Origin of the sequence: Janthinobacterium sp. FW305-128 (assembly GCF_020858135.1) — a bacterium.
Classification (GTDB): Bacteria; Pseudomonadota; Gammaproteobacteria; order Burkholderiales; family Burkholderiaceae_D; genus Janthinobacterium.
The window spans coordinates 458,215-484,710 of record NZ_JACYMK010000003.1 but is presented as its reverse complement, the minus strand read 5'-3'; the positions used below and the strand labels follow the sequence as shown (position 1 = coordinate 484,710).

The 26,496-nt window shown below is 63.3% G+C and carries 22 protein-coding genes; 11 read left to right on the top strand and 11 right to left on the bottom strand.

The window, feature by feature from the left end:
- Positions 1–46: 46 nt before the first annotated feature.
- Positions 47–988 carry a CysB family HTH-type transcriptional regulator gene (locus tag IGS60_RS09805; protein WP_034751505.1) on the bottom strand — a complete coding sequence of 314 codons (942 nt, stop codon included), beginning with the start codon at positions 986–988 and terminating at the stop codon, positions 47–49.
- Positions 989–1,148: 160 nt separating this feature from the next.
- Between IGS60_RS09805 and IGS60_RS09800 the strand changes: the two genes are divergently transcribed.
- From IGS60_RS09800 to IGS60_RS09765, 8 genes are all read left to right on the top strand, one after another.
- The gene (locus tag IGS60_RS09800; RefSeq protein ID WP_230504058.1) at positions 1,149–1,922 is read left to right on the top strand and encodes a sulfite exporter TauE/SafE family protein; all 774 of its coding nucleotides are present in this window, start codon (positions 1,149–1,151) and stop codon (positions 1,920–1,922) included.
- Positions 1,923–1,992: 70 nt separating this feature from the next.
- Positions 1,993–3,681 carry a nitrite/sulfite reductase gene (locus IGS60_RS09795; RefSeq protein WP_070219466.1) on the top strand — a complete coding sequence of 563 codons (1,689 nt, stop codon included), beginning with the start codon at positions 1,993–1,995 and terminating at the stop codon, positions 3,679–3,681.
- A complete protein-coding gene (locus IGS60_RS09790; protein WP_070312124.1) occupies positions 3,674–4,234 on the top strand; it encodes a DUF934 domain-containing protein in 561 nt (186 codons plus the stop codon). The genes IGS60_RS09795 and IGS60_RS09790 overlap by 8 nt, the downstream gene beginning before the upstream one ends.
- Before the next feature lie 9 nt (positions 4,235–4,243).
- Positions 4,244–4,960, top strand: a complete 717-nt coding sequence (locus IGS60_RS09785) for a phosphoadenylyl-sulfate reductase (RefSeq protein WP_230504056.1) — start codon at positions 4,244–4,246, stop codon at positions 4,958–4,960.
- 30 nt (positions 4,961–4,990) lie between these two features.
- Positions 4,991–5,902 (top strand): sulfate adenylyltransferase subunit CysD, encoded by a 912-nt coding sequence (gene cysD, locus IGS60_RS09780; RefSeq protein ID WP_230504054.1) that lies wholly within the window; start codon positions 4,991–4,993, stop codon positions 5,900–5,902.
- Positions 5,902–7,218 carry a sulfate adenylyltransferase subunit 1 gene (locus tag IGS60_RS09775; protein WP_121668790.1) on the top strand — a complete coding sequence of 439 codons (1,317 nt, stop codon included), beginning with the start codon at positions 5,902–5,904 and terminating at the stop codon, positions 7,216–7,218. Before cysD ends, IGS60_RS09775 begins: the two co-directional genes overlap by 1 nt.
- Before the next feature lie 27 nt (positions 7,219–7,245).
- Positions 7,246–8,010 carry a uroporphyrinogen-III C-methyltransferase gene (cobA, locus tag IGS60_RS09770; protein WP_070290522.1) on the top strand — a complete coding sequence of 255 codons (765 nt, stop codon included), beginning with the start codon at positions 7,246–7,248 and terminating at the stop codon, positions 8,008–8,010.
- 231 nt (positions 8,011–8,241) lie between these two features.
- A complete protein-coding gene (locus tag IGS60_RS09765; protein ID WP_230504052.1) occupies positions 8,242–8,892 on the top strand; it encodes a hypothetical protein in 651 nt (216 codons plus the stop codon).
- On the opposite strand, the gene IGS60_RS09760 is transcribed toward IGS60_RS09765, so the two are convergent.
- The 4 genes from IGS60_RS09760 to lptF are packed head-to-tail and all read right to left on the bottom strand — an operon-like array spanning position 8,889 to position 12,572.
- A complete protein-coding gene (locus IGS60_RS09760; RefSeq protein ID WP_230504050.1) occupies positions 8,889–9,857 on the bottom strand; it encodes a Stealth CR1 domain-containing protein in 969 nt (322 codons plus the stop codon). The two genes, IGS60_RS09765 and IGS60_RS09760, sit on opposite strands and share 4 nt — an antisense overlap.
- On the bottom strand, positions 9,854–10,261 hold the full coding sequence (locus IGS60_RS09755; RefSeq protein WP_070219474.1) for a sirohydrochlorin chelatase: 408 nt from the start codon (positions 10,259–10,261) through the stop codon (positions 9,854–9,856). The genes IGS60_RS09760 and IGS60_RS09755 overlap by 4 nt, the downstream gene beginning before the upstream one ends.
- The gene (gene lptG, locus IGS60_RS09750; RefSeq protein WP_070219475.1) at positions 10,261–11,430 is read right to left on the bottom strand and encodes an LPS export ABC transporter permease LptG; all 1,170 of its coding nucleotides are present in this window, start codon (positions 11,428–11,430) and stop codon (positions 10,261–10,263) included. Before lptG ends, IGS60_RS09755 begins: the two co-directional genes overlap by 1 nt.
- Entirely contained in the window at positions 11,427–12,572 is a 1,146-nt protein-coding gene (gene lptF, locus IGS60_RS09745) for an LPS export ABC transporter permease LptF (protein WP_230504047.1), read from the bottom strand. Before lptF ends, lptG begins: the two co-directional genes overlap by 4 nt.
- Positions 12,573–12,639: 67 nt before the next feature.
- Here lptF and IGS60_RS09740 point away from each other — a divergent pair, with 67 nt between their 5' ends.
- Positions 12,640–14,133 carry a leucyl aminopeptidase gene (locus IGS60_RS09740; protein WP_230504045.1) on the top strand — a complete coding sequence of 498 codons (1,494 nt, stop codon included), beginning with the start codon at positions 12,640–12,642 and terminating at the stop codon, positions 14,131–14,133.
- 189 nt (positions 14,134–14,322) lie between these two features.
- Here the strand turns inward: IGS60_RS09740 and IGS60_RS09735 are convergent, their stop codons facing one another.
- From IGS60_RS09735 to IGS60_RS09720, 4 genes are read right to left on the bottom strand one after another with little or no spacing between them, the layout of a single operon-like run.
- Positions 14,323–14,859, bottom strand: coding sequence for a hypothetical protein (locus IGS60_RS09735; protein ID WP_070290518.1), 537 nt, complete (start codon positions 14,857–14,859; stop codon positions 14,323–14,325).
- A gap of 11 nt (positions 14,860–14,870) precedes the next feature.
- Positions 14,871–15,341: a CreA family protein gene (locus IGS60_RS09730; RefSeq protein ID WP_070219479.1), complete on the bottom strand. Its 471-nt coding sequence runs from the start codon at positions 15,339–15,341 to the stop codon at positions 14,871–14,873.
- A gap of 32 nt (positions 15,342–15,373) precedes the next feature.
- The gene (locus tag IGS60_RS09725) at positions 15,374–15,562 is read right to left on the bottom strand and encodes a DUF1653 domain-containing protein (RefSeq protein WP_034782199.1); all 189 of its coding nucleotides are present in this window, start codon (positions 15,560–15,562) and stop codon (positions 15,374–15,376) included.
- A gap of 10 nt (positions 15,563–15,572) precedes the next feature.
- A complete protein-coding gene (locus IGS60_RS09720; protein ID WP_070219480.1) occupies positions 15,573–15,944 on the bottom strand; it encodes a hypothetical protein in 372 nt (123 codons plus the stop codon).
- Between the two features lie 570 nt (positions 15,945–16,514).
- On the opposite strand from IGS60_RS09720, the gene xth reads away from it, so the two are divergent.
- Positions 16,515–17,279, top strand: a complete 765-nt coding sequence (gene xth / locus IGS60_RS09715) for an exodeoxyribonuclease III (RefSeq protein WP_230504043.1) — start codon at positions 16,515–16,517, stop codon at positions 17,277–17,279.
- Positions 17,280–17,389: 110 nt separating this feature from the next.
- Here xth and IGS60_RS09710 read toward each other — a convergent pair whose 3' ends face one another.
- Complete coding sequence (locus IGS60_RS09710; protein ID WP_230504041.1) at positions 17,390–21,061, bottom strand: bifunctional diguanylate cyclase/phosphodiesterase; 3,672 nt, start codon at positions 21,059–21,061, stop codon at positions 17,390–17,392.
- A gap of 209 nt (positions 21,062–21,270) precedes the next feature.
- Between IGS60_RS09710 and prpR the strand changes: the two genes are divergently transcribed.
- Positions 21,271–22,896: a propionate catabolism operon regulatory protein PrpR gene (gene prpR / locus IGS60_RS09705; RefSeq protein ID WP_230504039.1), complete on the top strand. Its 1,626-nt coding sequence runs from the start codon at positions 21,271–21,273 to the stop codon at positions 22,894–22,896.
- 201 nt (positions 22,897–23,097) lie between these two features.
- On the opposite strand, the gene IGS60_RS09700 is transcribed toward prpR, so the two are convergent.
- Positions 23,098–26,451 (bottom strand): S41 family peptidase, encoded by a 3,354-nt coding sequence (locus tag IGS60_RS09700; protein ID WP_230504037.1) that lies wholly within the window; start codon positions 26,449–26,451, stop codon positions 23,098–23,100.
- Positions 26,452–26,496 lie beyond the last annotated feature (45 nt).

Here is a 26,496-nt window from a genome sequence, read left to right as displayed (position 1 = left end):
TAAATAATCTTGGCCAGGCACCTCGCCCGGCCGACTTCATGCATTGTTATAGTTCGTAGTGCTCTTTATCACCGCTCATCGCCTGCTCGATGAGCTTGCGGTTCAAGGTCGGCGTCAGCAACTCGATAAAGGTATAAATATAGCTGCGCAAATACGCGCCCTGCTTGACGGCCACGCGCGACACATTCATGCCGAACAGGTGCCCGACAGGGATGGCGCGCAAGCCTTTGTCGCGCTCGGCATCGAAGGCCATACCCGCTATGATACCAATCCCCATGCCCAACTCGACATAAGTCTTGATCACGTCGGCGTCGATGGCCTCGAGCAAGATGTCCGGCTTCAGGCCGCGCAGCACGAAAGCGTGGTCGATCTTGTTGCGTCCGGCGAACGCGCTGTCATAGGTAATCAGGGGGAAGGCGGCGATTTCTTCCAGGGTCACGGACTTCGATTTGAGCAGCGGATGGTCGACGGGCACCACCACCACGTGTTCCCATTGATAGCATGGCAAGGTGATCAGGCCATCGATGGCGGCGATCGATTCCGTGGCGATGGCGAGATCCGCCTGGTCGCGCTGCACCATCTCGGCGATCTGGCGCGGATTTCCTTGCAGCAATGACAATCTGACCTTCGGGAACTTCAGCATGAAGGCTTGCACCACCTTGGGCAAGGTGTAGCGCGCCTGGGTATGCGTAGTGGCAATGGTAAAGCTGCCGCTGTCCTGCGCCGCGAATTCCTTGCCGATGCGCTTCATGCTGTCGATTTCCTGCATAATCAGCTCGACGGACTCCAGCACCAGGCGGCCCGGCTCCGTCAAGCCGCGGATGCGCTTGCCGTGGCGCGTAAAAATATCCACGCCCAGCTCTTCCTCCAGCTCGATGATGGCTTTCGATACGCCCGGTTGCGACGTGAACAAGGCCTTGGCGGCGTCCGTCAGGTTGTAGTTCTGCCGGACCGCTTCGCGCACGAAGCGCAGTTGATGGAGATTCATTGCTGGTTTGCCCTAGATTGCCGTGATTTGCCGAGTTTCCGCCCCACCCATGATTTTGCATGCATGCATATACGCATATCGCATATAAGCAAATGCGTACTTAGTAGTTTGGAATAAACACTAAGTTTATTACTATTGCGAGTACTTTGGGGGTGCAAGCATGACTTTGTCTTATATAGTCTCAGGATTTGCCGTAGGATTACTCGTAGGAATGACCGGCGTGGGCGGCGGCTCGCTGATGACGCCGCTGTTAACCCTGCTGTTTGGCGTACCGCCTTCCGTGGCGGTGGGTACCGACCTGGCCTTCGCCTCGATCACCAAGAGCGCCGGCACCCTGACGCACCGCCTGCGCGGCACCATCCGCTGGGATATCGTCAAGCGCCTGTGCATCGGCGCCCTGCCCGCCGCCGTCCTCGCGACCCTGGCGCTCAAATCGTTCGGCACCCTGTCGCCGCAAATCGGCCAGATCATCCGTTACTCGATCGCCGGTTCCGTGCTGCTGACCGTCGTGGCATTGATTTTCAAGGGCCGCATGCTGGCCTGGATCAATGCCCACCCCGAGAAACAATTACAAGGCAACAAGCTTTCCGCCGCGACCATCATTGCCGGCGCCGTGCTGGGCGTGCTGGTGACGGTATCGTCGATCGGCGCCGGCGCCATCGGCGCGACCTTGCTGGTGATGCTGTATCCACGCATGAGCTCGGCCGAAGTGGCGGGCACCGACATCGCCTACGCCGTGCCCCTGACAGCCATCGCCGCGCTGGGCCACTGGTGGCTCGGCTCCATCCACTGGGAATTGCTGGCTTCCTTGCTGGTCGGCTCCCTGCCCGGCATCACGCTCGGCTCCTGGGTCGCGCGATCCGTGCCGGAACAGTTTTTACGCGTGCTGCTGGCGATGACCTTGACCGGCGTGGCAGTAAAGCTAATCTATTAAGTGGCAAGAGCAGTATCAAGAACATCATCCCAGGCAGTCTTCCAGCACCCCGGCTTTTTTAGGAATTGATATGTACCATTACGATCAGTACGACCACCTCATCATCAAAGAACGCATCGCCCAGTACCGAGACCAGGTTGCGCGCCGTATCGCCAATGAACTGACGGAAGAGGAATTCATTCCGCTGCGCCTGCAAAACGGCCTGTACATGCAACGCCACGCCTACATGCTGCGCATCGCCGTGCCGTACGGCTTGCTGTCGTCCAAGCAGATGCGCATGTTCGCGCACATCGCGCGCAAGTACGACCGCGGCTATGGCCACTTCACCACGCGCCAGAACATCCAGTTCAACTGGATCGAGCTGGAACAGACGCCCGATATCCTGACGGACCTCGCTTCCGTGGAAATGCACGCGATCCAGACTTCCGGCAACTGTATCCGTAATACAACATCGGACCCGTTCGCCGGCGTCGCCGCCGACGAAATCATCGATCCGCGCCCGTACGCGGAAGTACTGCGCCAGTGGAGCACCTTCCACCCCGAGTTCATCGCCCTGCCCCGTAAATTCAAGGTCGCCATCAATGGCGCCGAGGAAGACCGCGCCGCCATCGCCGTGCACGACATCGGCCTGACGGCCGTGCGCAACGAGGCTGGCGAGGTGGGCTTCAAGGTGATGGCCGGCGGCGGCATGGGCCGCACGCCGATCCTGGGCAGCGTCGTGCGCGACTTCCTGCCGTGGCAGCACTTGCTCACGTATATCCAGGCGATCATGCGCGTGTACAACCTGCACGGCCGCCGCGACAACAAATACAAGGCGCGCATCAAGATTTTGCTGAAAGCCATCGGCGTGGAAGAATTCACGCGCCAGGTGGAAGCGGAGTGGGTCGATTTGAAGGATGGTCCGGAAACCTTGACGGCCGAGGAAATGCAGCGCGTGGCGGACTTCTTCAATCCGCCCGCCTACCTTGCCCTGCCGGAACTCGACTACCAGGCCGAACATGCGGACAACAAGGCGTATGTGAACTGGCTGGCGCGCAACGTCAAGCCGCACCAACGCCCAGGCTACGTGGCCGTGGTACTGTCCCTGAAGAAAACGGGCGTGCCGCCAGGCGACGCGACGGCCGAGCAGATCGACTTCGTGGCCGATCTGGCCGACCGCTACAGCTTTGGCGAACTGCGCGTGACGCATGAACAAAACCTGGTGCTGGCCGACGTGGAACAGTCGAAACTGTTTGCACTGTGGCAGGAAGCCAAGGCGCACGGCCTGGCCACGCCGAACATCGGCTTGCTGACGGACATGATCTGCTGCCCGGGCGGCGATTTCTGCTCGCTGGCGAACGCCAAGTCGCTGCCGATCGCGGCCGCCATCGCGGAGCGCTTCGACAGCATCGACTTCCAGCACGACATCGGCGAGATCGAACTGAATATTTCCGGCTGCATCAATGCCTGCGGTCACCATCACGTGGGCAGCATCGGCATCCTCGGCGTCGACAAGGATGGCAGCGAATGGTATCAAGTGTCGATCGGCGGCGCGCAAGGCAACAACGCGGCCATCGGCAAGATCATCGGACCATCGTTCTCTTCCCTGCAGATGCCTGAAGTCATCGGCCGCCTGCTGCACGTCTACGTGCGCGACCGCCATGAAGGCGAGCGCTTCGTCGATACGGCCCAGCGCCTGGGCCTGGCGCCGTTCAAGGAACACGTATATGCAACGCCGATCACGGTCGGCAACCTGGTGGGAGAAGACGAATATGTTTGAAGTACGCGAAGAAATCATCAAGAACGCCGCCGTGGTGCCGAATACCTGGGGCTTGCTGCGCCTCGATGAGACCGACACGCCGGAAACGGTGGTCGTGCCTGCCGGCAAGGTCATCGTCCCCCTGCCCGTGTGGCAAGCCCAGCGCGAGACCCTGCTGGCGCGCCTGCCCGACATCGGCGTGTGGCTGGCCAGCGACGAACGGCCGGAAGACCTGGCGGCCGACGTGGCGCAACTGCCCGTCATCGGCGTGGACTTTCCGAAATTCACGGATGGCCGCGGCTATTCCATCGCGTTCAATTTGCGCGCCCGCCTGGGTTTCCAGGGTGAATTGCGCGCCATCGGCGACGTGCTGCGCGACCAGCTGTTTTCCATGCACCGCGTCGGCTTCGATGCCTATGCGACGCGTCCGGACCGCAGCATCCATGACGCCCTGAAAGGTTTGTCCGTCTTTTCGGAAACCTACCAGGCCTCGTGGGACCAGAAATCGCCGCTGTTCCGCCGCCACCACCGCGAAGGCCAGAATCCTGACCTCGACAACGCGGCCGGCATCTGAGGACCCATCATGAGCGATCTGACTTCTTTGATTCACGCCACCGAGCAAACGCTGACACGCATCGCCGCGGACTTTTCGCCGGCCGTGTTCGCGTCCAGCCTGGCAGCCGAAGACATGGTGCTGACCGACATGATTCTCAAGGCAAAGCTGCCGATCGGCATCTTTTCCCTGGAAACGGGCCGGCTGCACCAGGAAACCCTGGCCGTGCTCGACAAGGTGAAAACCCGCTACGACCACGACATCACCCTGTACCGCCCGCAGCCGGAGCTTGTCGCTTCCTACGTGGAACAGAACGGCCTCAACGCCTTCTACAACAGCGTCGAGATGCGCCGCGAATGCTGCCGCATCCGCAAGGTCGAGCCGCTGGGCCGCGCCCTGGCCGGCAACAAGGCCTGGATCACGGGCCAACGCCGCGCCCAGTCCACCACGCGCGCCGAATTGCACGTGCAGGAAGACGACGCGGCGCATGCGATGACGAAATTCAATCCGCTGGCCGACTGGTCCGAGCAGGATGTGTGGGACTATATCCGCGCGAACGACGTGCCGTACAACGCGCTGCACGACCAGGGCTACCCGTCCATCGGCTGCGAACCATGCACGCGTGCCGTGCAGCCGGGCGAAGATGTGCGCGCCGGGCGTTGGTGGTGGGAAAACCCGGATTCCAAGGAATGCGGCCTGCACATGGTGGACGGCAAACTGATACGCATCAAATCCGTGGCAGCCTGAACAGACACACAGAACAAGAAAGCATCCTATATGAGCAATATTTTGAACCAGCGTCACCTCGACAGCCTTGAATCGGAAGCCATCCACATCATGCGCGAAGTGGCGGCCGAATCGGCCAATCCCGCCCTGCTGTTTTCCGGCGGCAAGGATTCCGTCGTCCTGCTGCGTTTGGCGGAGAAAGCCTTCCGCCCAGGCAAGTTCCCGTTTCCCCTCGTGCATATCGACACGGGCCATAACTTCCCGGAAGTCATCACTTTCCGCGACAAGAAAGTGGCCGAGCTGGGCGAGCGCCTGATCGTCGGCTCCGTCGAAGACTCGATCAAGCGCGGCACCGTGCGCCTGCGCAACCCGGCCACGGATTCGCGCAATGCGGCCCAAGCCGTGACCTTGCTGGAAACCATCGCCGAACATGGCTTTGACGCCTGCATCGGCGGCGCGCGCCGCGATGAAGAGAAGGCCCGCGCCAAGGAACGCATTTTTTCCTTCCGCGACGAATTCGGCGCCTGGGACCCGAAAGCCCAGCGTCCCGAGCTGTGGGACTTGTATAACACGCGCGTGCATCCCGGTGAAAACATGCGTGTCTTCCCCATCTCGAACTGGACGGAGCTGGACGTGTGGCAATACATCGCCCGCGAGAAACTGGAATTGCCGCCGATCTACTTCGCGCACGAGCGCCAGGTGATCCCGCGCAACGGCCTGCTGGTGCCGCTGACGGATCTGACACCGCCGCGCGACGGCGAAACGGTGGAAACGCAAGTCGTGCGCTTCCGCACGGTGGGCGATATCTCGTGCACCTGCCCCGTGTCGTCCGACGCGGCGACGGTGGACGCCATCATCGCCGAGACGGCAATCACGCAAATCACGGAACGTGGCGCCACCCGCATGGATGACCAGACTTCCGAAGCCTCGATGGAAAAACGCAAGAAAGCAGGGTATTTCTAATGAACGCAGCAATCTCCAGCACCACTCTCACCGACAGCGTTGAACGCGGCATGTTGCGTTTTATTACAGCCGGTTCCGTCGATGACGGCAAGAGCACCCTGATCGGCCGTTTGCTGTTCGACAGCAAGGGCATCTTCGCCGACCAGCTCGACGCCATGTCGCGCTCCAAGCACAAGCGCACGGTGGGCGACACGGTCGACCTGTCCTTGCTGACGGACGGCCTGGAAGCGGAACGCGAGCAAGGCATCACCATCGATGTGGCCTACCGCTACTTTGCCACGCCGAAGCGCAAGTTCATCATCGCCGACACGCCGGGCCATGAACAGTACACGCGCAACATGGTCACGGGAGCGTCCACGGCCGACGCCGTCATCATCCTGATCGACGTGTCGAAAGTCAAACTCGGTGACGACGGCAGCGTGGAACTGCTGATCCAGACCAAACGTCATTCGACGATTGCCCATTTGCTGCAGATCGAGCACGTGGTCGTGGCCGTCAACAAGATGGACCTGGTCGATTATGATGAAACGGTGTACAACCGCATCGTCGCCGCCTACCGCGAATTTGCCCAGTCGCTGGGCCTGAAGGACATCACGCCGATTCCATTGTCCGCCTTGACGGGCGACAATGTCGTCGAGCGCGGCGACAAGCTGGGCTGGTACACGGGCCCGACCCTGATCGAGCTGCTTGAGTCCTTGTCCGTCTACGACGAATCGCACGACACGCCATTCCGCTTCCCCGTGCAGCTGGTGGCGCGCCACAACGGCCACGAAGCGAACGACTTCCGCGGCTACATGGGCCGCATCGAGGCGGGCAAGGTCAGCATCGGCGACACCCTGGTGGTGCAGCCATCGGGCCAGACGGCAACCGTCAAGGATATCGTCACCCTCGACGGTTCGCTGCCGACGGCCGTGGTGGGCCAGTCCGTGACCCTGCTGCTCAATGAATATCTGGACATTTCGCGCGGCGACTTGCTGGCCAGCAGCGAGCGCCCCGCCACTTTGCTGAAACAGGTAGTGGCCGACGTGTGCTGGCTGTCGGAAGACGCGCTGGACCTGCGCCGCAAGTACTGGATCAAGCACGGCACCAAGCAGACGGCGGCCAAGGTGACGGCGATCGAGTCGATTCTCGACATCAATACGCAGCAGCGCCATCCTGCCGAAGGCTTGAAGCTCAACGACATTGCCCGCATCAGCCTGAACGTGCAGCAGGCGCTGGCGGCCGATGCGTATGCCGATATCCGCGCCACGGGGGCATTCATCCTGATCGATGAAGTCACCCACCAGACCGTGGCCGCGGGCATGGTTCGGCTGTAACCCGTATCTCGACTGAAGAAGGCTAGCATGAACAACTCCGCATCTCTCCCCGGCAAGGTCTACCTGATCGGCGCAGGCCCCGGCGCGCAAGACCTGATGACCTTGCGCGGCGCCCGCCTGCTGGCGCAGGCCGACGTCGTGCTGCACGACGCGCTGGTCACCGAAGAGATGCTGGAGCTGTGCCCGCAGGCGCAAAAAATCCTGGTCGGCAAGCGCTGCGGCCAATTGTCGACGGCGCAGGCGTTTATTAACAAGCAACTGGTCGACAACGCGCGCAAGCACGCCATCGTCGTGCGGCTGAAAGGGGGCGATCCCATGCTGTTCGGCCGTGCCGACGAGGAATTGCGGGCGCTGGAAGAAGCGGGCATCGCCGTCGAAGTGGTGCCCGGCATTACCACGGCGCTGGCGGCGGCGGCCGCAACACAGCAGCCGCTGACCAAGCGGGGCGTGTCGCGCAGCGTGGCCTTTTTCACATCCAGCACGGCGCCGGGCGAACCGGACCAGACGCGCATTCCCGACTGCGACACCCTGGTGCAATACATGGGTGGCCGCGAAGCCATTGCCACGGCGCAGCGCTTGCTGGCCCAGGGCCGCCGTGCCGACACCCCGGTGGTGGTGATAGAAAACTGCAGCCGCCCGGACCAGCGCATCGTGCGCCTGACGCTGAGCGCCCTGGCGCACGGCCTGGGCGACACCCACGGCCCCGTGCTGGTGATGCTGGGCGACGCCATGGCCGCGCGCACGCACCAGGCCATCGAAGAAACGGCCGCCATTCTGGCGCGCCATGCTTGAATAAACACAGCGTATTTTACCGACTTTAAAGTCAGTAACCGACGTCTTCCGGGGAAACATGATACGATGCTCACGCATCTTTTCTCGAGAAGTTGTTGCGTGATAGCAATAAATTCACGCTTCGCCCCGCCATAGCGCTTGCCGTGCGGTATCCCGGCTGACCCTCCCCGAAAAAAGCTGCGCCCGCAGGCTGCAATACCGCGCCGCGCAACTTTAGCCTTACGACCACACATGAATTTCACCTCCATGCGCGAAGCCCTGACTTCGCTCAGCCGCAGCAATGTCGGCGTCGCCAGCGCCGTGCTGCTCAGCATGCTCGCCTCCATCGCCCTGTGGACGGTCTTCCCGAATATCGACGACGAAAACCATTTGCTGGAATGGCTGCAGGCGCTGTTCCTGGCCCTGGCTTGCACCGTGCACGGCGTGCGCGCCTGGCAAGAGACTGAACGCCAGTCCCTGCGCTTCCTCATGCATGCGGGCCTGTGCGCGCTGCTGTTCGGCTTCCTGCTGCGCGAACTCGATATCGATCAGTTCGGCACGGCGCCCGCCTGGGCGCAGCTGGAAAAAGCCCTGCGTCTGGTGGAGTTGCTGATCCTGATACGCTTGCTGATCTTCTTCGCGCCGCGCGCGCGCAAGGTGTTTGCCCATGCGCCGCAGATTTTCAGCATGCGCATCACCATCCTGACGGCCATCGGCGGCTTGCTGATGGTCGCTGGCTGGCCTTTCGACAAGAAGGTCTTTCATGGCATGCCGGACGCCTACGCGCTGCTCGGTGAGGAAGTGCTCGAATTGGGCGCCTATTTGCTGCTGTTCCTCGCTTCGCTGTCCGACAGCACGGCCGCCGCCCGCATCAGCCTGGCGCCGAAGAAGAAAGCGGCTTAAGCAACTTCAAACGATGACGGCAGCGGCAGCAGCCGCTGCAAGGTAGCGGCCACGCGCAGCAGGCGCGGGTCGTCGTCGCCGGCCTCGTCGCAGGTATCGTTGATGCAGAAAAACGGCAAGCTGCCGAAACGCGCCGCCAGTTCCTCAAGCTGCCGCGGCGCCTGCGCATCGCCGCTGGCGATATGCAGCGGGTCGAGCATGCGCGAGCGCGCAATCCCCTGATGCACCATCCAGCGCGGCACCAGGTCGGGCAGCAATGCCGGCACCTGCCACGAACGGAACACCGTCTCGCGCACAGCGGCAAACATGGCCGGCGCCAGCCCTTCCAGCGCATGCAGCGCGCTTTTCAGCATGGGCCGCGGCGCATGCGCATACAGGCGCGGTTCATGCAGGTAAGCGGGGTACTGCGACGACAGCCATTGCCGCGACAAGGTCGCGCAATTGACGGGCGCAGCCACGTCGGCGCGCAAGCCCGGCACATCATCGTGCAGCGCGCTCTCCGTGAAAACACTCAAACGCCGGTCCCCTTCTCCGCCAAACCAGAATGCAGGCTCGAACGGCGCGCCGAAAAATACGTCGTCGTTCAGATACAGGAAGCGTTCGGACAATCCCGGAATATGGTGCAGGTACGATTCGATATGACCGGAGTCGAACACCGGCAGAGAGGCATCGGGCATCAGGCTCGCATGGTCGATCACCGTCAGGCGCTTTGATGCGCGCAGCCAGCGGGGCACTTGCCGGTCCGTCAGCAGATAGATGTGGCCATGGCCGGGAAAGAAGCGCTCGAGCGCGCGCAGGTTGTAGCGCAGTTCGCCGTTGTCGCGGTAGCGCCCCGCCACGTTGCCGTGCAGGGCCAGCTGGCCGGGATGCGCCTGCGCCCAGGCGGCATAGGCGTGCCGCCGGCGCGCGCGCCAGGCGGGATCGGCGCCGTCTACCCATAGGTAGACGATGTCGATCCCGCTCAAGGCAAAGGGCTGGAACCTGGCGCCGCCACGCAGTAATCGGCGATGGCGGCGAGCACGCTGGCGTTCTCGCCCACCGCCTCGACCACCTTCAGGCGCAGTGCCGGATGCTGCTGGCGCAGTTCTTCCAGCAGCAACGGCAAGTCGCGCAGCACATGCCCGCCCTGCCCCAGGAACACGGGTACCACGGTGACGTCGAGGATAGCGCCGGCGGGCAGCTCGGCCAGCAGGCTCGCCACCAGCTCGGGCAGGCGTGGCGTCATCAGTTCCAGGAAGGCCAGGTGCACGCTGGCGCCGGGCATGCGCGCCTGGGTCAGGTCGCGCAGCCGCTCGAAGGGGGCGGCCCACGATGCGGCGCGCGCGCCATGGGCAAACAAGATCAATGCCTGTTTCACGTTCGTCTCCATCAGTGCCGCTCCACCCACCACAGGGCGCCCAGCGCCAGCAGCAGATACAGGGCGCTCGGCGCCACCGCCGTCAGGAAGGCGGGCCAGGTGCTGAGCAAGCCAAGATGCGAGAACAGGGTGTTGACCAGCATGAAGCTCACGCCGATCATGATGCCAATGAAGATCTTCAGGCTGATGCCGCCGCTGCGCGTATGCATGTAGGCGAACGGCAGCGCCAGCGCCATCAGCACGAAGATGGCCAGCGGATCGATCAGCTTTTTCCAGAAAGCGATGCGGAAACGCTCGGTTTCCTGCTTGTTCTCGGCCAGGTGGCGCGTGTACACGGCCAGTTCGCTGGCCGACATGCGCTCGGGGTCGGACGCCGACACCGTCAGGATCTTCGGCGTCACCTCCGACGTCATGTCCTTGCTGGCGCTCTGCACCGTGCGCACCAGGCTCGTTTCCTGCCCATAGTAGTTCGCCAGCTTTGGCTCGAAGCCGGGCGAGGTGGCCGCGCTGTTCGAGAACGAGGTTTCCGTCACATCGGTCAGACGCCAGATATTATTGCCCTGATACGTCGCGCCTTTGGCCACGGTCAGGGTGCGCAAACGCATATCGGTGTCGAATTCATACAGCTTGACGTTTTTCAGCTGGCCGTCCGCACGCGCTTCGCCTACATTGAAAAAGCGCGAGCCGGTGACGGTACCCGTCAGGCCGTCGCTCTTGACCATGTCCTTGGTCCACAGGCCCGAGCGAAACTCGCTCGACACGGCCGCGCCGCGCGACGTCAGCTTGAGGCGCTCGGCCAGCGGCTCCGTGCGCGGCGTGATCACCTCGCCGAAGATGAAGGTGATGACGACGAAAACGATACCGATGCGGAACAGGAAACCGGCGGCCATCGCCGTCGACATGCTCGATGCCCGCATGATGGTAAATTCGGAACTGGCGGCAAACTGCGCCATCGTGTAGATGGTGCCGATCAGCGCCGCGATCGGCATCACCTCGTACACGTGCCCCGGCACCAGCACCAGCACATACAGGAAGGCATACTGGATGGTGTAGCCGTTGCGGCCCACCTTGGGCAGCTCGCCCGTCAGGTCGATGAAGGCTTGCAGTGCCAAAAAGGCCAGCAGCACGAACAGCACCGCCTGGAATATCGAGACCGCAAAATAGCGCTGTAAAATCTTCATTTCGGTACCGCTTTACTTATATTGCCGGCGCGGCGCGCGCGCTTGAAAGCCGCCAGCAGGACCAGCGGATGATAGCGGTGGTTCACATTCAGGCGCCACGCAAACAGCGCCACCACGGCCAGCGCCGCCAGCAGGTGCAGCGGCCACCAGGCCAGACCGAAGGTCAGGCGCCCCTGTTTCACGCTCGCTTCGACGACCTTGATCAGATTGCTGTAGGTGAAGAAAATCAGCAGGGCGATGATCAGATTGGCCGAACTGCCGGCACGCGGATTGACAAAGCCCAGCGGAATGGCCAGCAGGATCAGCATCAGGCCGATCAACGGCGCACTGACCCGCCACAGCAACTCGGCCATGGTGTAGGGATTCGGATCGGCGACCAGGGCCATGGTGCTCATGGCGCGCACGCCCAGTTCCGCGCCCAGTTCCTGCTGCTTGCTCTCGATGCGCATGATGTACTGCTCGAACTCCATGGTCTGGAAGTCCGCCTGTGTCGGCACGCCCTGGTAGCGGCGGCCGCTCTTGAGCACCAGGAAGCGTTCGCCCTTGGCGTCGGTATTGATCACGCCTTCCTTCGCGACGACGACGACGGCGCTGCCTTTTTCATCGACGGTATTGACGAAGACGTTCTGCACCACGTTCTTTTCGCCGCTGGCGCCCTCGACGAAAAAGATGCGGTTGCTGCCGGCCGATTCGCGGAACTGGCCCGGCGTGACTTTCTGCAGGTCTTCGCGCTTTTCAAAGCGCGCCACATATTCATCGCTTTTCTTTTGCGCCCACGGCGTGGCGTACAAACTCAGGACGCCGGTGGCCAGCACCAGCGGCAGGCCGAAGCTGAGCACGGGCCAGATCCAGCGCGACAGGCTCAGGCCCGAGGCGAACCACACCACCATCTCCGACTCCTTGTAGCTGCGCGTGACGACCATCAGCACCGAAATGAATCCGGTGAGGATGATGATGGTGGGCAGCTGCATCAGGGCGGAAAAGACCATCAGGGACATGACGTCGGCCGACGCGATCTTGCCGCCCGCCGCCTTGCCGAGAATACCGATCAGCATCCAGGTGAGCAGGATGCTGAACAAAACAGTGAAGGTGGCCCCGGCGGCACTAGCCAATTCACGTCGAAGGGCGCGTTGAAAGATCATTCGGAGTTTATAATTCGGGTCAGTTAGTTGAGTAACACGTTACTAGTAAATGAAAACGGAGAACCAAATGGACTTTAGCATAAAAGCATTCGATACCAAGAGCACCCTCGGCACGGCCAAAAGCGGATGCATCGCGGTTGCGGTATTCGAAAACAAAAAACTGTCGCCAGCGGCAAAATCGCTGGACAGCAAGGGTGCGATTTCGGCTGCGCTGAAGTCCGGCGACATCAGCGGCAAGCCTGGCAGCACCTTGCTGCTGCGCGCAGTCGATGGCGTCGCCGCCGAACGTGTTCTGCTGGTAGGCATGGGCAGCGATGACACTGTCAGCGAAAAAAGCTTCGCAACCGGCGTACAAGCCGCGCTGAAGGCCTTCGGCTCGCTGGGCGCTGCGGACGCCATTATCGCATTACCGCTGGCTGAAGTGAAAGAGCGCGACGTAAATTGGGCAATCCGTTGCGTGGTGCAAGCAGCACATGACAGCGAATACCGCTGCGACTCGCAAAAAAGCAAAAAAGATCCGGCGCCGGCAGGCGTGCGCAAGATCGTCCTGGCAGCGCCGGCAACGGCAGCCACGCGCGGCGCGCTGGCGCAAGCCATCGCCATCGCCAACGGTTCCGACCTGACGCGCAAGCTGGGCGACCTGCCGGCGAACATCGCCAATCCGACCTACCTGGCCAGCACGGCCAAGCAGCTGGCCAAGGATTACAAGTTCGAAGTCGAAGTGCTGGACCGCAAACAGCTCGAAGCGCTGAAAATGGGCAGCTTCCTGTCCGTCACCAACGGCAGCGAGCAGCCGCCGAAATTCATCGTCCTGAAACACATGGGCGGCAAGGCCAAGGATGCGCCGGTGGTCCTGGTCGGCAAGGGCATCACCTTCGACACGGGCGGCATTTCGATCAAGGCCGGTCCCGGCATGGATGAAATGAAGTACGACATGTGCGGCGCCGCCTCGGTACTGGGCACCTTCCGCGCCATCGGCGAAATGAACCTGAAGCTGAACGTCATCGGCGTCATCGCCGCATGCGAAAACATGCCGTCGGGCCGCGCCACCAAGCCGGGCGACATCGTCACCTCCATGAACGGCCTGACCATTGAAGTGCTGAACACGGACGCCGAAGGCCGTCTGGTGCTGTGCGACGCGCTGACCTATGCCGAACGCTTCAAGCCGGCAGCCGTGGTCGATATCGCCACCCTGACGGGCGCTTGCGTCGTCGCCCTGGGCCACCACAACAGCGGCCTGTTTACGCGCAGCGATGCGGCGCATGACCAGCTGGCCAATGAACTGCTGGCAGCGGGCAAGCAATCGAGCGACACGGCATGGCGCATGCCGATCGAAGAGGCGTACAACGAACAGCTGAAGTCGAACTTCGCCGACCTGGCCAACATCGGCACGCCAGGCGGCGGCTCGGTAACGGCAGCGGCCTTCCTGGAAAACTTCACCAAGAAGTACACCTGGGCGCATCTGGACATCGCCGGCACGGCATGGAAATCGGGCGGATCGAAGGGCGCGACCGGCCGTCCAGTACCACTCTTGACCACGTTCCTGATCAACCGCGTCTAAGAGAACGCCGGATCAAACCTGCTGCGCGGGGCGATTGGCGGCCGGCGATGCTCGCTGTACATAAAGTACAGCTGCGCTTCTCGGCCACCACTAGCTCCCGCTCGCTACGGTTTTGTCAGGCGTCGTTACGCAAGAAGACAGCCGCCACGGTCACTGACCCTGGCGGTTTTTTCATGCGTAGCGTATTAATCAGTAGACGACGGGATTGGGCAACGGCGACGGTGCCACCTTGGGCTGCACCACCGTTTCCGGCACGGCGGCCGGCGGCGGCTTCACGGCGACGGGTGCGGGCGGCGGCGCCAGACGGGCCGGGTCTTGCATGACGATGGTCAGGATCGATGGGTAGTCGAAGCCGGCGCCCGTGTTGCGGTCGACGAAATAGCCGACGCCCAGGGTCAGGATGACATTGCCCCATACGCTGCCATTGAGCTTGGGATCGATGTGGTCGTCCGTCGCGATGGCGGGCGAACCGTGCTTGCGGCAATCGACTTTCAACGGTTCCTGGCTCTTGCGGATGGTGATGCGTCCCGGCGTGGTGACGAACCACTTGCCCACGTCGTTGCTGAGGATGCAGCCGGCGCCCGTCAGTTCGCGGTTGTCCTGGATGGTTTGCACCAGCACCATCTGGTCCGTGTTGCCCGTCAGGGTGGCGCAGCCGCCCAGGCCAAACAGCAGCAGCGTCCTGGCGGCAAAGGCGGCAAGGGCGGCAGACGATGGCACGCGCATGGGAAGCTCGCTTAACGGACGGGGATCGGCTGGTCGCCAGGCACGGCGACGGCGGTGACGCTGTTTTTCGGGCTGCCCTCGATCAGGCGGTCGGAATACACGAGGTAGACCAGCGCATTGCGCTTGCTGTCGACCATGCGCACGACGCGCACGTGCTTGAAGAAGATCGAGGCGCGCTCGGTGAACACTTCTTCCTGGCGCGGCAGCTTGCCCTTGAATTGCAGCGGCCCCACCTGGCGGCAAGCCACGGCCGCATCGGCCTTGTCTTCGGCCAGGCCGACGGCGCCCTTGATGCCGCCCGTCTTGGCGCGCGACAGATAGCAGCTGACGCCGGCGACGCGCGGATCATCATACGCTTCAACGACGATTTTATGGTCAGGGCCGATCAGTTTGAAGACCGTATCGACCGAACCGATGGTTTCGGCATGCGCCGCGGCGCAGGCAAAGCCCAGCACCAAAGCGGCAGGCAGCAATTTACGCATGAAATAATCCCGGGCACGCACGCAGGCGGCCATCAGTTGATGGGAGCGAAACGCTGGACCATGACGCCTTCGACTTCGATCAGTTGAAAAAACACGTCTTTCGGACGGGTCCAGATGGAACCGTCGGCGGCGCGATAGACGATCATCGGCGTCAGATCCGCTTCCAGCGTGGCTTCGCACACGAGTTCATAAATGCCGCCCTTATAGTGCCGATAACGCATCGCCGTCCCCTCAAGCCGTTGAATCTTCGCTCTTGTCGTCGGCCAGCGCCTTCTGCTTCTGCTTCAGGCCCTGGATCACTTTCAGTATGCCTTCCATGCCGGCCGCGCCATCGGCGCCGCTGAAGGCGTCGAGCACCTCATTGAGCACCTTGTTGCGTACGGTCGCTTCATCGGAGGACATTTCCAGCGCGCGCTGGGCTTTCGCCGCCTTTTCGGCCGCGCTCACGCGCGGCTTGGTCGCCGTCTTGCCATGCGTCAGAGCTGCCTGCCAGATAACCCAGCGGCGCTGGGTCTCGAAAATCAGGTACTCATCCGGTTTGTCTTCTCTTCGCCGCACAATGTGGCCGTCACGCTGCGCCCACGCTTCAAATGCAGTTCGCATTTTCTTCCTTTGCAAATGCTACGCGCAAGTCTCACTATTAAAACTGCAACATTTCAAAATAGTACCATCTATTGATGTCGCAAAACAGTCTCATAGATACAGTACTGCAATTTATATAACAAGTCTGGCGGCGCCAGGGACGGAATTAACGTTCCATCCCCGGCACAGTGGTCATGTAATCGGAATAGCAATTACAACTAATTACAACTGCTTCCTGTTCGGTTCTTAACTTGGCTGTAACAAAGCCATGTGACACAGTTGTTACATTGTGCCATTTTAGTAGTTTTTATCGCGTTTTAGCGAGAAACTTTACACCTTTGTCGCGCCCAACGGCAAGACGCAGCCTGCCATGCCAGCCACTTATGCCAAATCAAACATAGGGGTTGATCAATGATACACAAAAACATAATATTCATGCGCCACGATTGGTTAAATGCAAATACTTTGTTAACACGGCTTTTTCCCCGCCCGTCAATCAAGCCCATGCCCGGCAGGCGGGACAGGACGCCATCGACACGCATGCGGTAAGATTCGCGCCTATCGTCACCTACTCAAGCAAGGATTTTTCCCATGAAACTCGCCACCTGGAACGTCAACTCGCTCAAAGTGCGCCTGCCGCAAGTGCTGCAGTGGCTGACCGACAACCCGGTCGACATACTGTGCCTGCAAGAAACCAAGCTAACGGATGACAAGTTCCCCGTCGCCGAGATCGAGGCGGCCGGCTACCAGGTGGTCTTCAGCGGCCAGAAGACCTACAACGGCGTGGCCATCCTGTCGAAGCTGCCGATCACCGACGTGGTAAAGAACAACCCGCGCTATGACGATGCGCAGCAGCGCATCCTGGCCGCCACCATAGGCGGCGTGCGGGTCGTCTGCGCCTACGTGCCGAACGGCCAGAGCGTCGACTCGGACAAATACGAATACAAGCTGGGCTGGCTGTCCGCCCTGCACGACTGGCTGGCCGAAGAAGCGCAGCAGCACCCGCAGCTGGCCGTCGTCGGCGACTACAATATCGCGCCCGACGACCGCGACGTGCACGATCCCGTCGCTTGGGCAGGCCAGGTGCTGGTCTCGGACAAGGAACGCGCCGCCCTGCAGCGCCTGTTCGACATCGGCTTGACGGACGCTTTCCGCCTGTTCGAACAGGCGGAAAAATCGTTCAGCTGGTGGGATTACCGCCAGCTGGGCTTCCGCCTGAACAAGGGCCTGCGCATCGACCACATCCTGCTCTCGCCCGCTCTCGCAGGCCGCTGCACGGCCTGCGTGATCGACCGCGTGCCGCGCAAGTGGGAACAGCCGTCCGATCATGCGCCGGTGGTGGCGACGATTGATTGAGCACCTAACATAACCTACTGCGCGTCGCGATTTGCGGCCTCCGATGCTCACTGTGCATTCGCACAGCTCCGCTTCTCAGCCACAACTCACTGCCGCTCGCTACGGTTCTGTTAGGCGCTCGAAGTCTTAACAACGCGTTCCAGCAAGGCCTGCGCATTGACCGCCGGCACGGGCGCGGAAAACAGATAGCCCTGCGCATAGCGGCAGCCGTTCGCCTGCAGCAGCGCGAACTGCTCCTCCGTTTCCACGCCCTCGGCCACGGCCAACAATTGCAGGCTGTCGGCCAGCGCGATGATGGCCGACACGATGGCGCGGTCTTCCGCGCTGTGCTCGAGGTCCTTGATGAAGGCGCGGTCGATCTTGACCTTCTTCACGGGGAAGCGCTTCAGGTAGGCCAGGCTGGAATAACCGGTGCCGAAATCGTCGATCGACAGGCGCAGGCCCATGCCGTTGATCTGCCGCAGAATCTCCAGGGTATGCTCGCCGTGCTGCATCAGCGCCGTCTCGGTGATCTCGAATTCCAGCAGCGACGGATCGATCCCCGTTTCCCGCACCACGGCGCCAATCGCCGCCACCAGGCCCTTGTGCATGAACTGGCGCGGCGACAGATTCACGGCCAGCGGCACCGGCTGCAAGCCCTGGCGCTGCCAGGCCATGCTTTGCTCGCACGCCTGGCGCATCACCCACTCGCCCACCGGCACGATCAAGCCGTTTTCTTCCATGATGGGAATGAAGCGGTCCGGCAGCACCAGGCCGTGGCCGGGGCGGCGCCAGCGCAGCAGCACTTCCATGCCGTGCAGCCGGCGCGTGGCGATATCGATGACGGGCTGGTAAAACAGTTCGAACTGCTGCAGCGCCAGCGCCGTGCGCAAGCTGCTTTCCAAATCGAAGTGCAGGGCCGCCGCCTGGTTCATCGTCTGCGTGAAGAACTGGTAGTTGTTGCGGCCATTGCCCTTGGCGTGATACATGGCCGCATCGGCATGGCGCATCAGGGCGTCGACATCGCCGCCGTCGTCCGGATACACGCAGATGCCGATCGACGGCGTCACGTGCAGCACGTGGCCGTCGAGCGGAAAGGCGGGCGTGAGCGCCTCGATGATCTTCTCGGCCACGCGCGCCGCTTCCTCGCCGCCACGGATGCCCGGCACCAGCACGACGAATTCATCGCCGCCCAGGCGCGCCACCGTGTCGCTGGCGCGCACGGCGCCGCACAGCCGCGCGGCCACTTCCTTGAGCAGCAGATCGCCCGTCATGTGGCCCAGCGAATCGTTGATGGTCTTGAAACGATCGAGGTCGATGAACATCACGGCCAGCTTGCGCTCCGAGCGCTGCGAGGCCAGCATGGCCCGTTCCAGCCGGTCCGACAGCAGCGCGCGGTTCGGCAAGCCCGTCAGGTTGTCGTGGTAAGCCATGTGGTGCACCCGCGCCTCAGCCTGGCGCCGCTCGACGATTTCGCCCTGCAGCAGCAGGTTGGCGCCGGCCAGTTCGGCCGTGCGTTCCTGCACGCGCAATTCCAGTTCGTCGCGCGCGCGGCGCACCGCCTCGGCCGCCTCGCGGCGCGCCGTCACGTCGTCGACCAGCCACACGGAACGGCCATGCGCATGCGCCAGGTCGAACGGCCGGCCGGACAGGCGCGCCCAGAAGCGGCTGCCATCCTTGCGCACCAGCTGGTATTCCGACATGTGCACCCTGCCCGCATCGAAATCGCGCGCCGTCTCGCCGCGCGCCACCTTCCACGCGGCCACGTCCGGATACAGGGCCCGCACGGACAGGCCGTTGATCTCGCCCGGTCCATAGCCGAACAGCTCTTCCATCTTGCTGTTGGCGCGCAAATTGTAGCCCCCCTCTATCACCGAGATGCCCAGCACGGCGCTGTCGAGGATGGCCTGGTTTTCCAGCAGCGCGTTGCGCAGCGATTCTTCGGCGCGCTTGGCTTCCGTGCGGTCCTCGATAATCCAGATGGTACCGGCCGCGGGATCGTCGGGATTGACGACGTAGGCGATCAGTTGCGCCCACAAGGTCGTGCCGTCGCGGCGCATCATTTCCACTTCTGTCTGGAAGGGCTTGCCCACCGACAGGAAGGGAAAGGCCGCCGCGCCCAGCAGGTCGTAGGATTGCTGCGACACGTACAGGGCGCGCCCAGGCAAGCCCAGCGCCTCGTCGCCGCTGTAGCCGAACATCGCGGCAAAGCCCAGGTTGTAGCGCGTGATCTGGCGGTTCTTGGTGTACAGGATGCTGACCGAGGCATTCGTCATGATGGCCGCCACCTCCATCTGCGCCTGGCGGCTGGCCGTGATGTCTTCGAGGATCCAGATGGCGCCCTGCTCGCTGTGCGCCTGGTCGACGGCCTTGGCGCGGATGCGGCACCAGAACAGGCTGCCGTCGCGGCGGCGGAACAGCGATTCGTCCTGCTCGTACGGCAAGCCCTGTCCCAGCAGCGGCGTCGCTTGCACGCCGAATGCCTCGTAGGCGGCCGGCGAGGGAAACAGTTCGGCGGCGGGCATGCCCGTCATCTCCTCCTGCGCATAGCCGAACATTTCGGCGAAGCGGGGATTGCAGCGCAGGATCAGGCGTGAACGCGAAAACAGGATGCCGACGGAGGCATTATCGAGGATGGCCTGCTGCTCGAGCATCAGCTGGCGCGTCGCCTCCTCGGCCGCCTTTTGCGCGCTGCGGTCATCGAACAGCCAGATCGTGTCGCGCAGCGCGCGGTCGGGCTGGTTTTCCCGGTTCAGCACATAGCCGTAGGCCAGCGCCCAGAAGGTCGAACCGTCGCGGCGGCGCATCTCCATCTCGCCCTGAAACGGCAGGCCGCGCCGCAGCAGGGGCGCAGCCTGCCGCACGACGTTCTCGTAGGCCGCGCGCGACGGATACAGGTCGGCGACGGCCAGGCCCACGCCGCTGTCGCCGTCGAAGCCGAAGCATTCGGCGAAGCGCCTGTTGTAGCGCAGCACGCCCTTGTCGCGCTGGAAGCCGATGGCCAGCGGCGCGTTGTCCATCACGGCCTGCATTTCCAGCATGGCGCGGCGCAGCTGGTCTTCATCGCGCCGGTGGTCGCTGATATCCTCAATGATCCAGACCGTGCCGTCATGCGTATTCAAGGGATCGACGGCGCGCCCGTGCAGGCGGCTCCAGAACAGGGTGCCGTCCTGGCGCCGCAATTCCAGCTCCGTGCGGTATGGCTTGCCCTTCGACAGCAGCGGCGCCGCTTCCAGTCCCAGCGCGCGGCAATGCTCGGCGGAGCGGTACAGCACCGCGCCCGGCATGCCCGTCAACTGGTGGCGCGCATAGCCAAGCATCTCGGCGGCGCGGATATTGCATTCCTCGATAAAGCCACCCTTGGAAAAGATGATGCCGACGGCCGCGCTTTCCAGGATAGCCTGCTGTTCCAGCAAGGTCTTGCGCAGGGCTTGCTGGTCGCGCTGCTGCACGCGGATGTCGGCAAACACGAGGGTCGCGCCCGGCAAGCCATCGTCCACCAGCAGCGGCCTCGACCATACCTGCACGGCGATGGCGCCCGCCTCCCCTTGCAGGCTGCTGTCCCACTGTCGCTCGCGCCCGGCCGCGCCGAGCGCGCCGCGCAGCATGCTGGTGCTCGACGCGCGGTAGGCGTCCGTAAAACAGTCGGCCAGCAGCCGGCCCGATATATCCCTGCCCAGCAAGGACTGCAAGGCGCCATTCGCGGCCACCACCATGCCGCAGGCATCGCAGGCGCAAGCAGGCAAGGCGATCAGCTGCAAGGCATCGGCGATGAAATCGGGACTGGTCGGTACGCGGTTCATGGACACCATGGTTCGGTTGTTGGCGGTCGAAATGCACCTGGGCAATATATTCATCAGGCATCATAGTGCTGTTAGATCATAAACCAGTTTCCCGGGGTTTTTTCATATTCCTTACTGGCAATATCTGAAACGCCACAGACCACTTGCAACGCGCTTGTTGCAACGCCGTTGCACAGCAAAAATATGAAACAAATCGTTTAGAATAAAGCATGCGCCGCCCTCCCCAACCTCCGCTCGACCACCGCGACAAACCCGTCATCTGGACCGTCTCCGTCTCGCGGCTGTTCGACCTGTTCCGCGACATCACGCTCGAATACGACGACCTGGCGACGATCGAGCCGATCAACCTGGGCTTCGACGACGCCGTGCGCCACATCCGCGAACGCATGGCCACGGAGCGCTGCGACGCCGTCATCGCGGCCGGCTCCAACGGCGCCTACCTGAAAGGCCGGCTGTCGGTACCCGTCATCATCGCCAAGGCCAGCGGCTATGACGTGATGCAGGCGCTGGCGCGCGCGCGGCGCATTTCGCCGCACATCGGCGTCGTCACCTACCAGGACCCGATGCCGGAACTGGGCGAATTTGCCGCCACCTTCGGCTTCCAGATCGCGCAGCGCACCTACGCCACCGAGGAAGACGCGCGCGCGCAGATCAATGAACTGAAGGCCGAGGGCGTCAAAGCCGTCGTCGGTGCTGGCCTCGTCACCGACCTGGCCGAAGAGGCGGGACTGGCAGCCGTCTTCGTGTATTCGGCCACGGCCATCCGGCGCGCCTTCGACGACGCGCTGGAACTGGCGCGCCTGACCCAGATCGAATCGAACCGGGGGCGGCGCACGGTGGTGGCCGACACTCTGCGCGCGCGCCACGGCCTGCACGATTTGCGCGGCGAATCGGAGGCGATGGAAGCGCTGCGCCAGTCGGTGGTGCTGTATGCGCGGTCGCCGGCGACGGTGCTGATCCAGGGCGAGACGGGCAGCGGCAAGGAACTGGTGGCGCAGGCCATCCACCGCGAAAGCCCGCGCAGCCTGGGCGCGAACCGGCCCTTTATTGCCATCAATTGCGGCGCCATCGCCGAGTCCTTGCTGGAATCGGAACTGTTCGGCCACGAGGACGGGGCGTTTACGGGCGCGCGCCGGGGCGGCCATGCGGGCCTGTTCGAAGCGGCCAACCACGGCACCCTGTTCCTCGACGAAATCGGCGAAATGCCGCTGGCCCTGCAAACGCGCTTGCTGCGCGTGCTGGAAGAGCGTGAAGTGGTGCGCGTGGGCGGCACGCGCCCCATCGCCATCAATGTGCGCATCATCAGCGCCACGCATTGCGACCTGGAGCAGCGCATCCGCGAAGGCCGCTTCCGCGCCGACCTGTTCTACCGCCTGGCCGTGCTGCGCCTGCATTTGCCCGCCTTGCGCGAACGCGCCAGCGACATTCCCGGCCTGGCCGAATGGTCGCTGAAAAACGCGCTGGCCGCGCTGGGCGCCCGTCCGCACCCCAATCTGCACGCGGAAGTCCAGGCTTGCGCGCCGCTGCTGCGCCGCTACGACTGGCCCGGCAACGTGCGCGAACTGCGCAACCTGGCCGAGCGCCTGGCCCTGTTCCTGGCAGCCGAACCGCTGCAGGCGCTCACGCCCGCCTTCGTGCTGGGCGTGGCGCCGGAACTGGCCAACGCCGCAGGCACGCCGGCGCTGCCGCCGGCGCCTGCCGCCACCGCGCCGCCGCGCCTGGAAGACGAAAGCGCCAGCGCCGTACTGGCGCGCTTCGGCGGGCGCCGCGACGCCGCCGCCCAATACCTCGGCATCAGCCGCACCACGCTGTGGCGCCGCCTGCGCGCCGGCTGATTTTTCGGCCATACAAAAAAACCGTGGACGGCAGGCCTCACCCGCACGATCTATGGCAGCGCGGCACGGGACACGGCGGCGCGGGCGGCACCAGCGGACTGCCTTGCACCAGGACGTGCCGTCCACCGCCGACCTGCGCCATCACGAGCAGTACGGCTATCTGGTGCCACGCGTCAAGACCGCCTGCAGCCTGTAACGGAATTACTTCAACGCGGGGATCGGCTGCGCCTGGAACGCGGGGCGCGGCTGCTCCTTGAGCTTTTTCGCCAGCATGTCGAGCGCCACTTCCAGCTGGCGGTCGGCGCCATTGAAGGTGGCGTGCGGCGGGTTTTCCACCTCGACGTCCGGCACTACGCCCACGCCTTCGATCAGCCACTGTCCATCGATGCCGAACTGGCCGTTTTCCGCCACGCGCGCCATGCCATTGTCGGCCAGGCGCGTATTGTCGCTGAGCCAGACGCCGGCGCCGGCCGTGCGCTTGCCCACCAGCGGCGCCAGTTTCAATGCCTTGATGCCGGCCGCGAAGGTCTCGCCATCGGAATACGTGAGTTCATCGACCAGCACCACCAGGTGGCCGCGGAAGGTGTTCTGCATGTTCGACGACGGCTGCACGCCCGGCGGCGCCCAGTAGGCCCAGGCCTTGCGCAGCAGCTTTTCGATGATCCAGCTGTCGATATTGCCGCCGTTATTGCGCCGCACGTCGATGATCAGGCCTTCGCGGTTGATGTTGGCGTAAAAATCGCGCGCGAACGAGGCGATGTCGTTGGCGCCCATGGCGCGCAGGTGCAGGTAGCCGATGCGCCCCTGCGAGGCGGCGGCCACCTGCTCGGCGCGGCTCAATTCCCAGTCGCCATAGCGCAGCGCCGTCTGTTTCGCCATGTTGACGGGCGTGACGATGACGGCGCGCGGCGCGCCCTTGCCACGTTTGACTTGCAGCAGCACCTGCTTGTCGGCCTGGTTCAGCAGCAGGTCGCTGATGTCGCGCGCGGCCAGCACGTCCTTGCCGTTGACGGCCGTGATCACGTCGCCCTCCTTCACATCCACCTCGGGCCGCGACAGCGGAGCGCGCGCCGAGGGCAGTTCCGCTTCGCTGCGGTAGACATGCTCGACCCGGTAGCCCTCGCTGGTGCGCGCCAGCACGGCGCCCAGACCAGCCGGCGCGCCTTCCTGCTCCGTGCGGCGCAATTCACCGGGACGTATCTGCGAATGCAGGGCGCCCACTTCGGCCACCATCATGCCCAGCACGTCATTGAGCTCGGCCCGGTCCGTGACCCGCTCGACCAGCGGCGCATACTTGTCGCGCACCGCCTTCCAGTCCACGCCGCGCATTTTCGCGTCGTACAGGAAATCGCGGTGCAGACGCCACGCATCGTTGAACATCTGCTTCCACTCCAGACGCGGGTTCGACACAAACGTCCAGTCGTCGACTTTTACTTTCGCCTTCGACAGGTCGGACGGCAGCTTGGCGCCCGCCTCGATCACCAGCATCTCGCCCGGGCCGGTGGCTGCCGCGCTGGTTGCCGTCCTGTAATACAAATGCTTTTTATCCTGTGCCAGGTCGAATTCGCGCACATTGGCCACCAGCAGTTCCGGCTTGGAACCCGCATTGCCTATGGCCAAGGTTTTCAGGCTGAACTTGTTCTCGCCGCTGTCGCGCTCGAGGAAATACAGGCGCTTGTCATCGATGGCCAGCGCACTGTAATTGCCGGCCGCTAGCGGCACTTCATACAGGCGCTCGGCCAGTCCCTTGAAGACGACGTCCGGCAGGGCGGCCGGCGTTTTCTTCACGGCCGACTTGCCGCCGGCCTTTTCCAATGCCTTTTCCGCCGCCGATTCGGCCGCCTTTTCATCATCCGTTTCGGCCGGCTTCACTCCCGGGCGGCTCAGCTCATCGTCGGGCTGGAACGGAAAACGGTTGCCCGGCTGCAGCGCCAGCGCATACACGCCGATGCGCTTGTCGAACACGGGGCCCATGTTGCGATCGCCCCAAGGCGAGCCATTGGCCAGCTGAAAATTGCGCGCCGACATGAAATACAGCCAGCGCCCGTCCGGCGAAAACACGGGCGAGCCGGAGGTATAGCGGTCGCTGGTGACGAACTGCAGCTGCTTCGATGCGAGGTTGTACAAGCCGATCTGCTCGCGCTGCTCGTTGCTGGCCACGCGCACGATGGCCAGGTTGCGGCTGTCGGGCGACCATTGCACTTCGTCGTGCTTGTCCACGCCCGCCTTGCCCGCATCGTCGATCAGCTGATTGCCCCTGGTCGCCAGGTCCAGCAGCCAGAAACGGCCCTTCTTGTCCGTGTGCGCCAGCCAACGCCCGTCCGGCGACGGATACAGCTTCCAGCGGTGATTATCTCCGTGCGTCGTAAGCTGCTCGCCCTTGCCCGAGCCGTCGGCCGCGTACTTCCAGATTTCGTTTTCTCCGCTCGTGTCGACGATGGCGAACACGGATTTCTCGTCGCTGGAAAAGACGGCATCGCGCGCCCGCGCCCCGTCGGGAATGGCGATGTCGACTCTGCGCAGGCGGCCCGTGCCGGCGATGCTGACCTTGCCGCGCGCCGTCAGGATGATGCGCTCGTCCTTGCCCGACAGCTGCACATTGCTCAAGGTGTCGAGCGGCGAGCGGATCTGGCGCGCGCGCTGCTGGTCGAAATCGGAGACAAGGCTGATCGGCAATGGCGATGAATCCGTCCCTGCGACCAGGTCCAGCACCCGCAGGTCTGCGCCCAATTGATACACAATCTTGCCGTCGCCCAGCTGCGCGTTGCGCACGTCCCACTGCGTGTGGCTGGTCAACGCGCGGCGGTCGGAGCCGTCGGGCAGCATGCTCCACAGGTTGTCGCTGCCGCCCTCGTCACTGATGTAATACACGCGGCCCTGCCACCACATGGGGCGCTTGTTGTTGCCTGCCAACACAGCGGGCTCCGCGTGCATGCGCACGGCCTCGCCCTTGCCGTCGAGCTCATAGCGCCACAAGGTGGCATGCGCGCCGCCCCGGTAGTTGCGCACATTGTCATTCGTCATGGCCAGGCCGAAACGCGTGAAGAACAGGGTCTTGCCGGCGTCGTCGAGCACGGCGTCGTTGGCGTCGGCCACGGGAAACACGCGCCGCGTCTGTTTCACGGGATCGATGGCGGCGACGATGCGGCGCGAGGCGGGACCGTCCGTATTTTGCGTGCTGACCAGCACCTCGCCCTGCGCCGTCCAGCCCAGCACCAGCACGCCGCCATTGTCAAATGAAATACGGCGCGGCAAGCCACCGGCCAGCGGCATCACATACGCTTCCTGCGCCCCCTCATAGGCGGCGGAAAACGCCAGCCACTGGCCGTCGCGAGAAATCGCCGCGTTCGTTTCATAGCCGGGATGCGTGGTCAGACGCTGGGCCGCGCCACCGCGCAGATTGCTTTTCCACAAATCGCCTTCGGCCGTGAAGACGACGGTATCGCCGCGCACGGCGGGAAAGCGGAAATAACTGCCGGCGGGCGCGGCAGCGGCGGCGTTGCCCAGCAAGCCGGCGGACAACAGGAGCAAGGAGAGATTGCGGGAAATTTTCATGTGGCATCCAGATAGCGGTCAGGTGGCATGGACATCATGTCGATA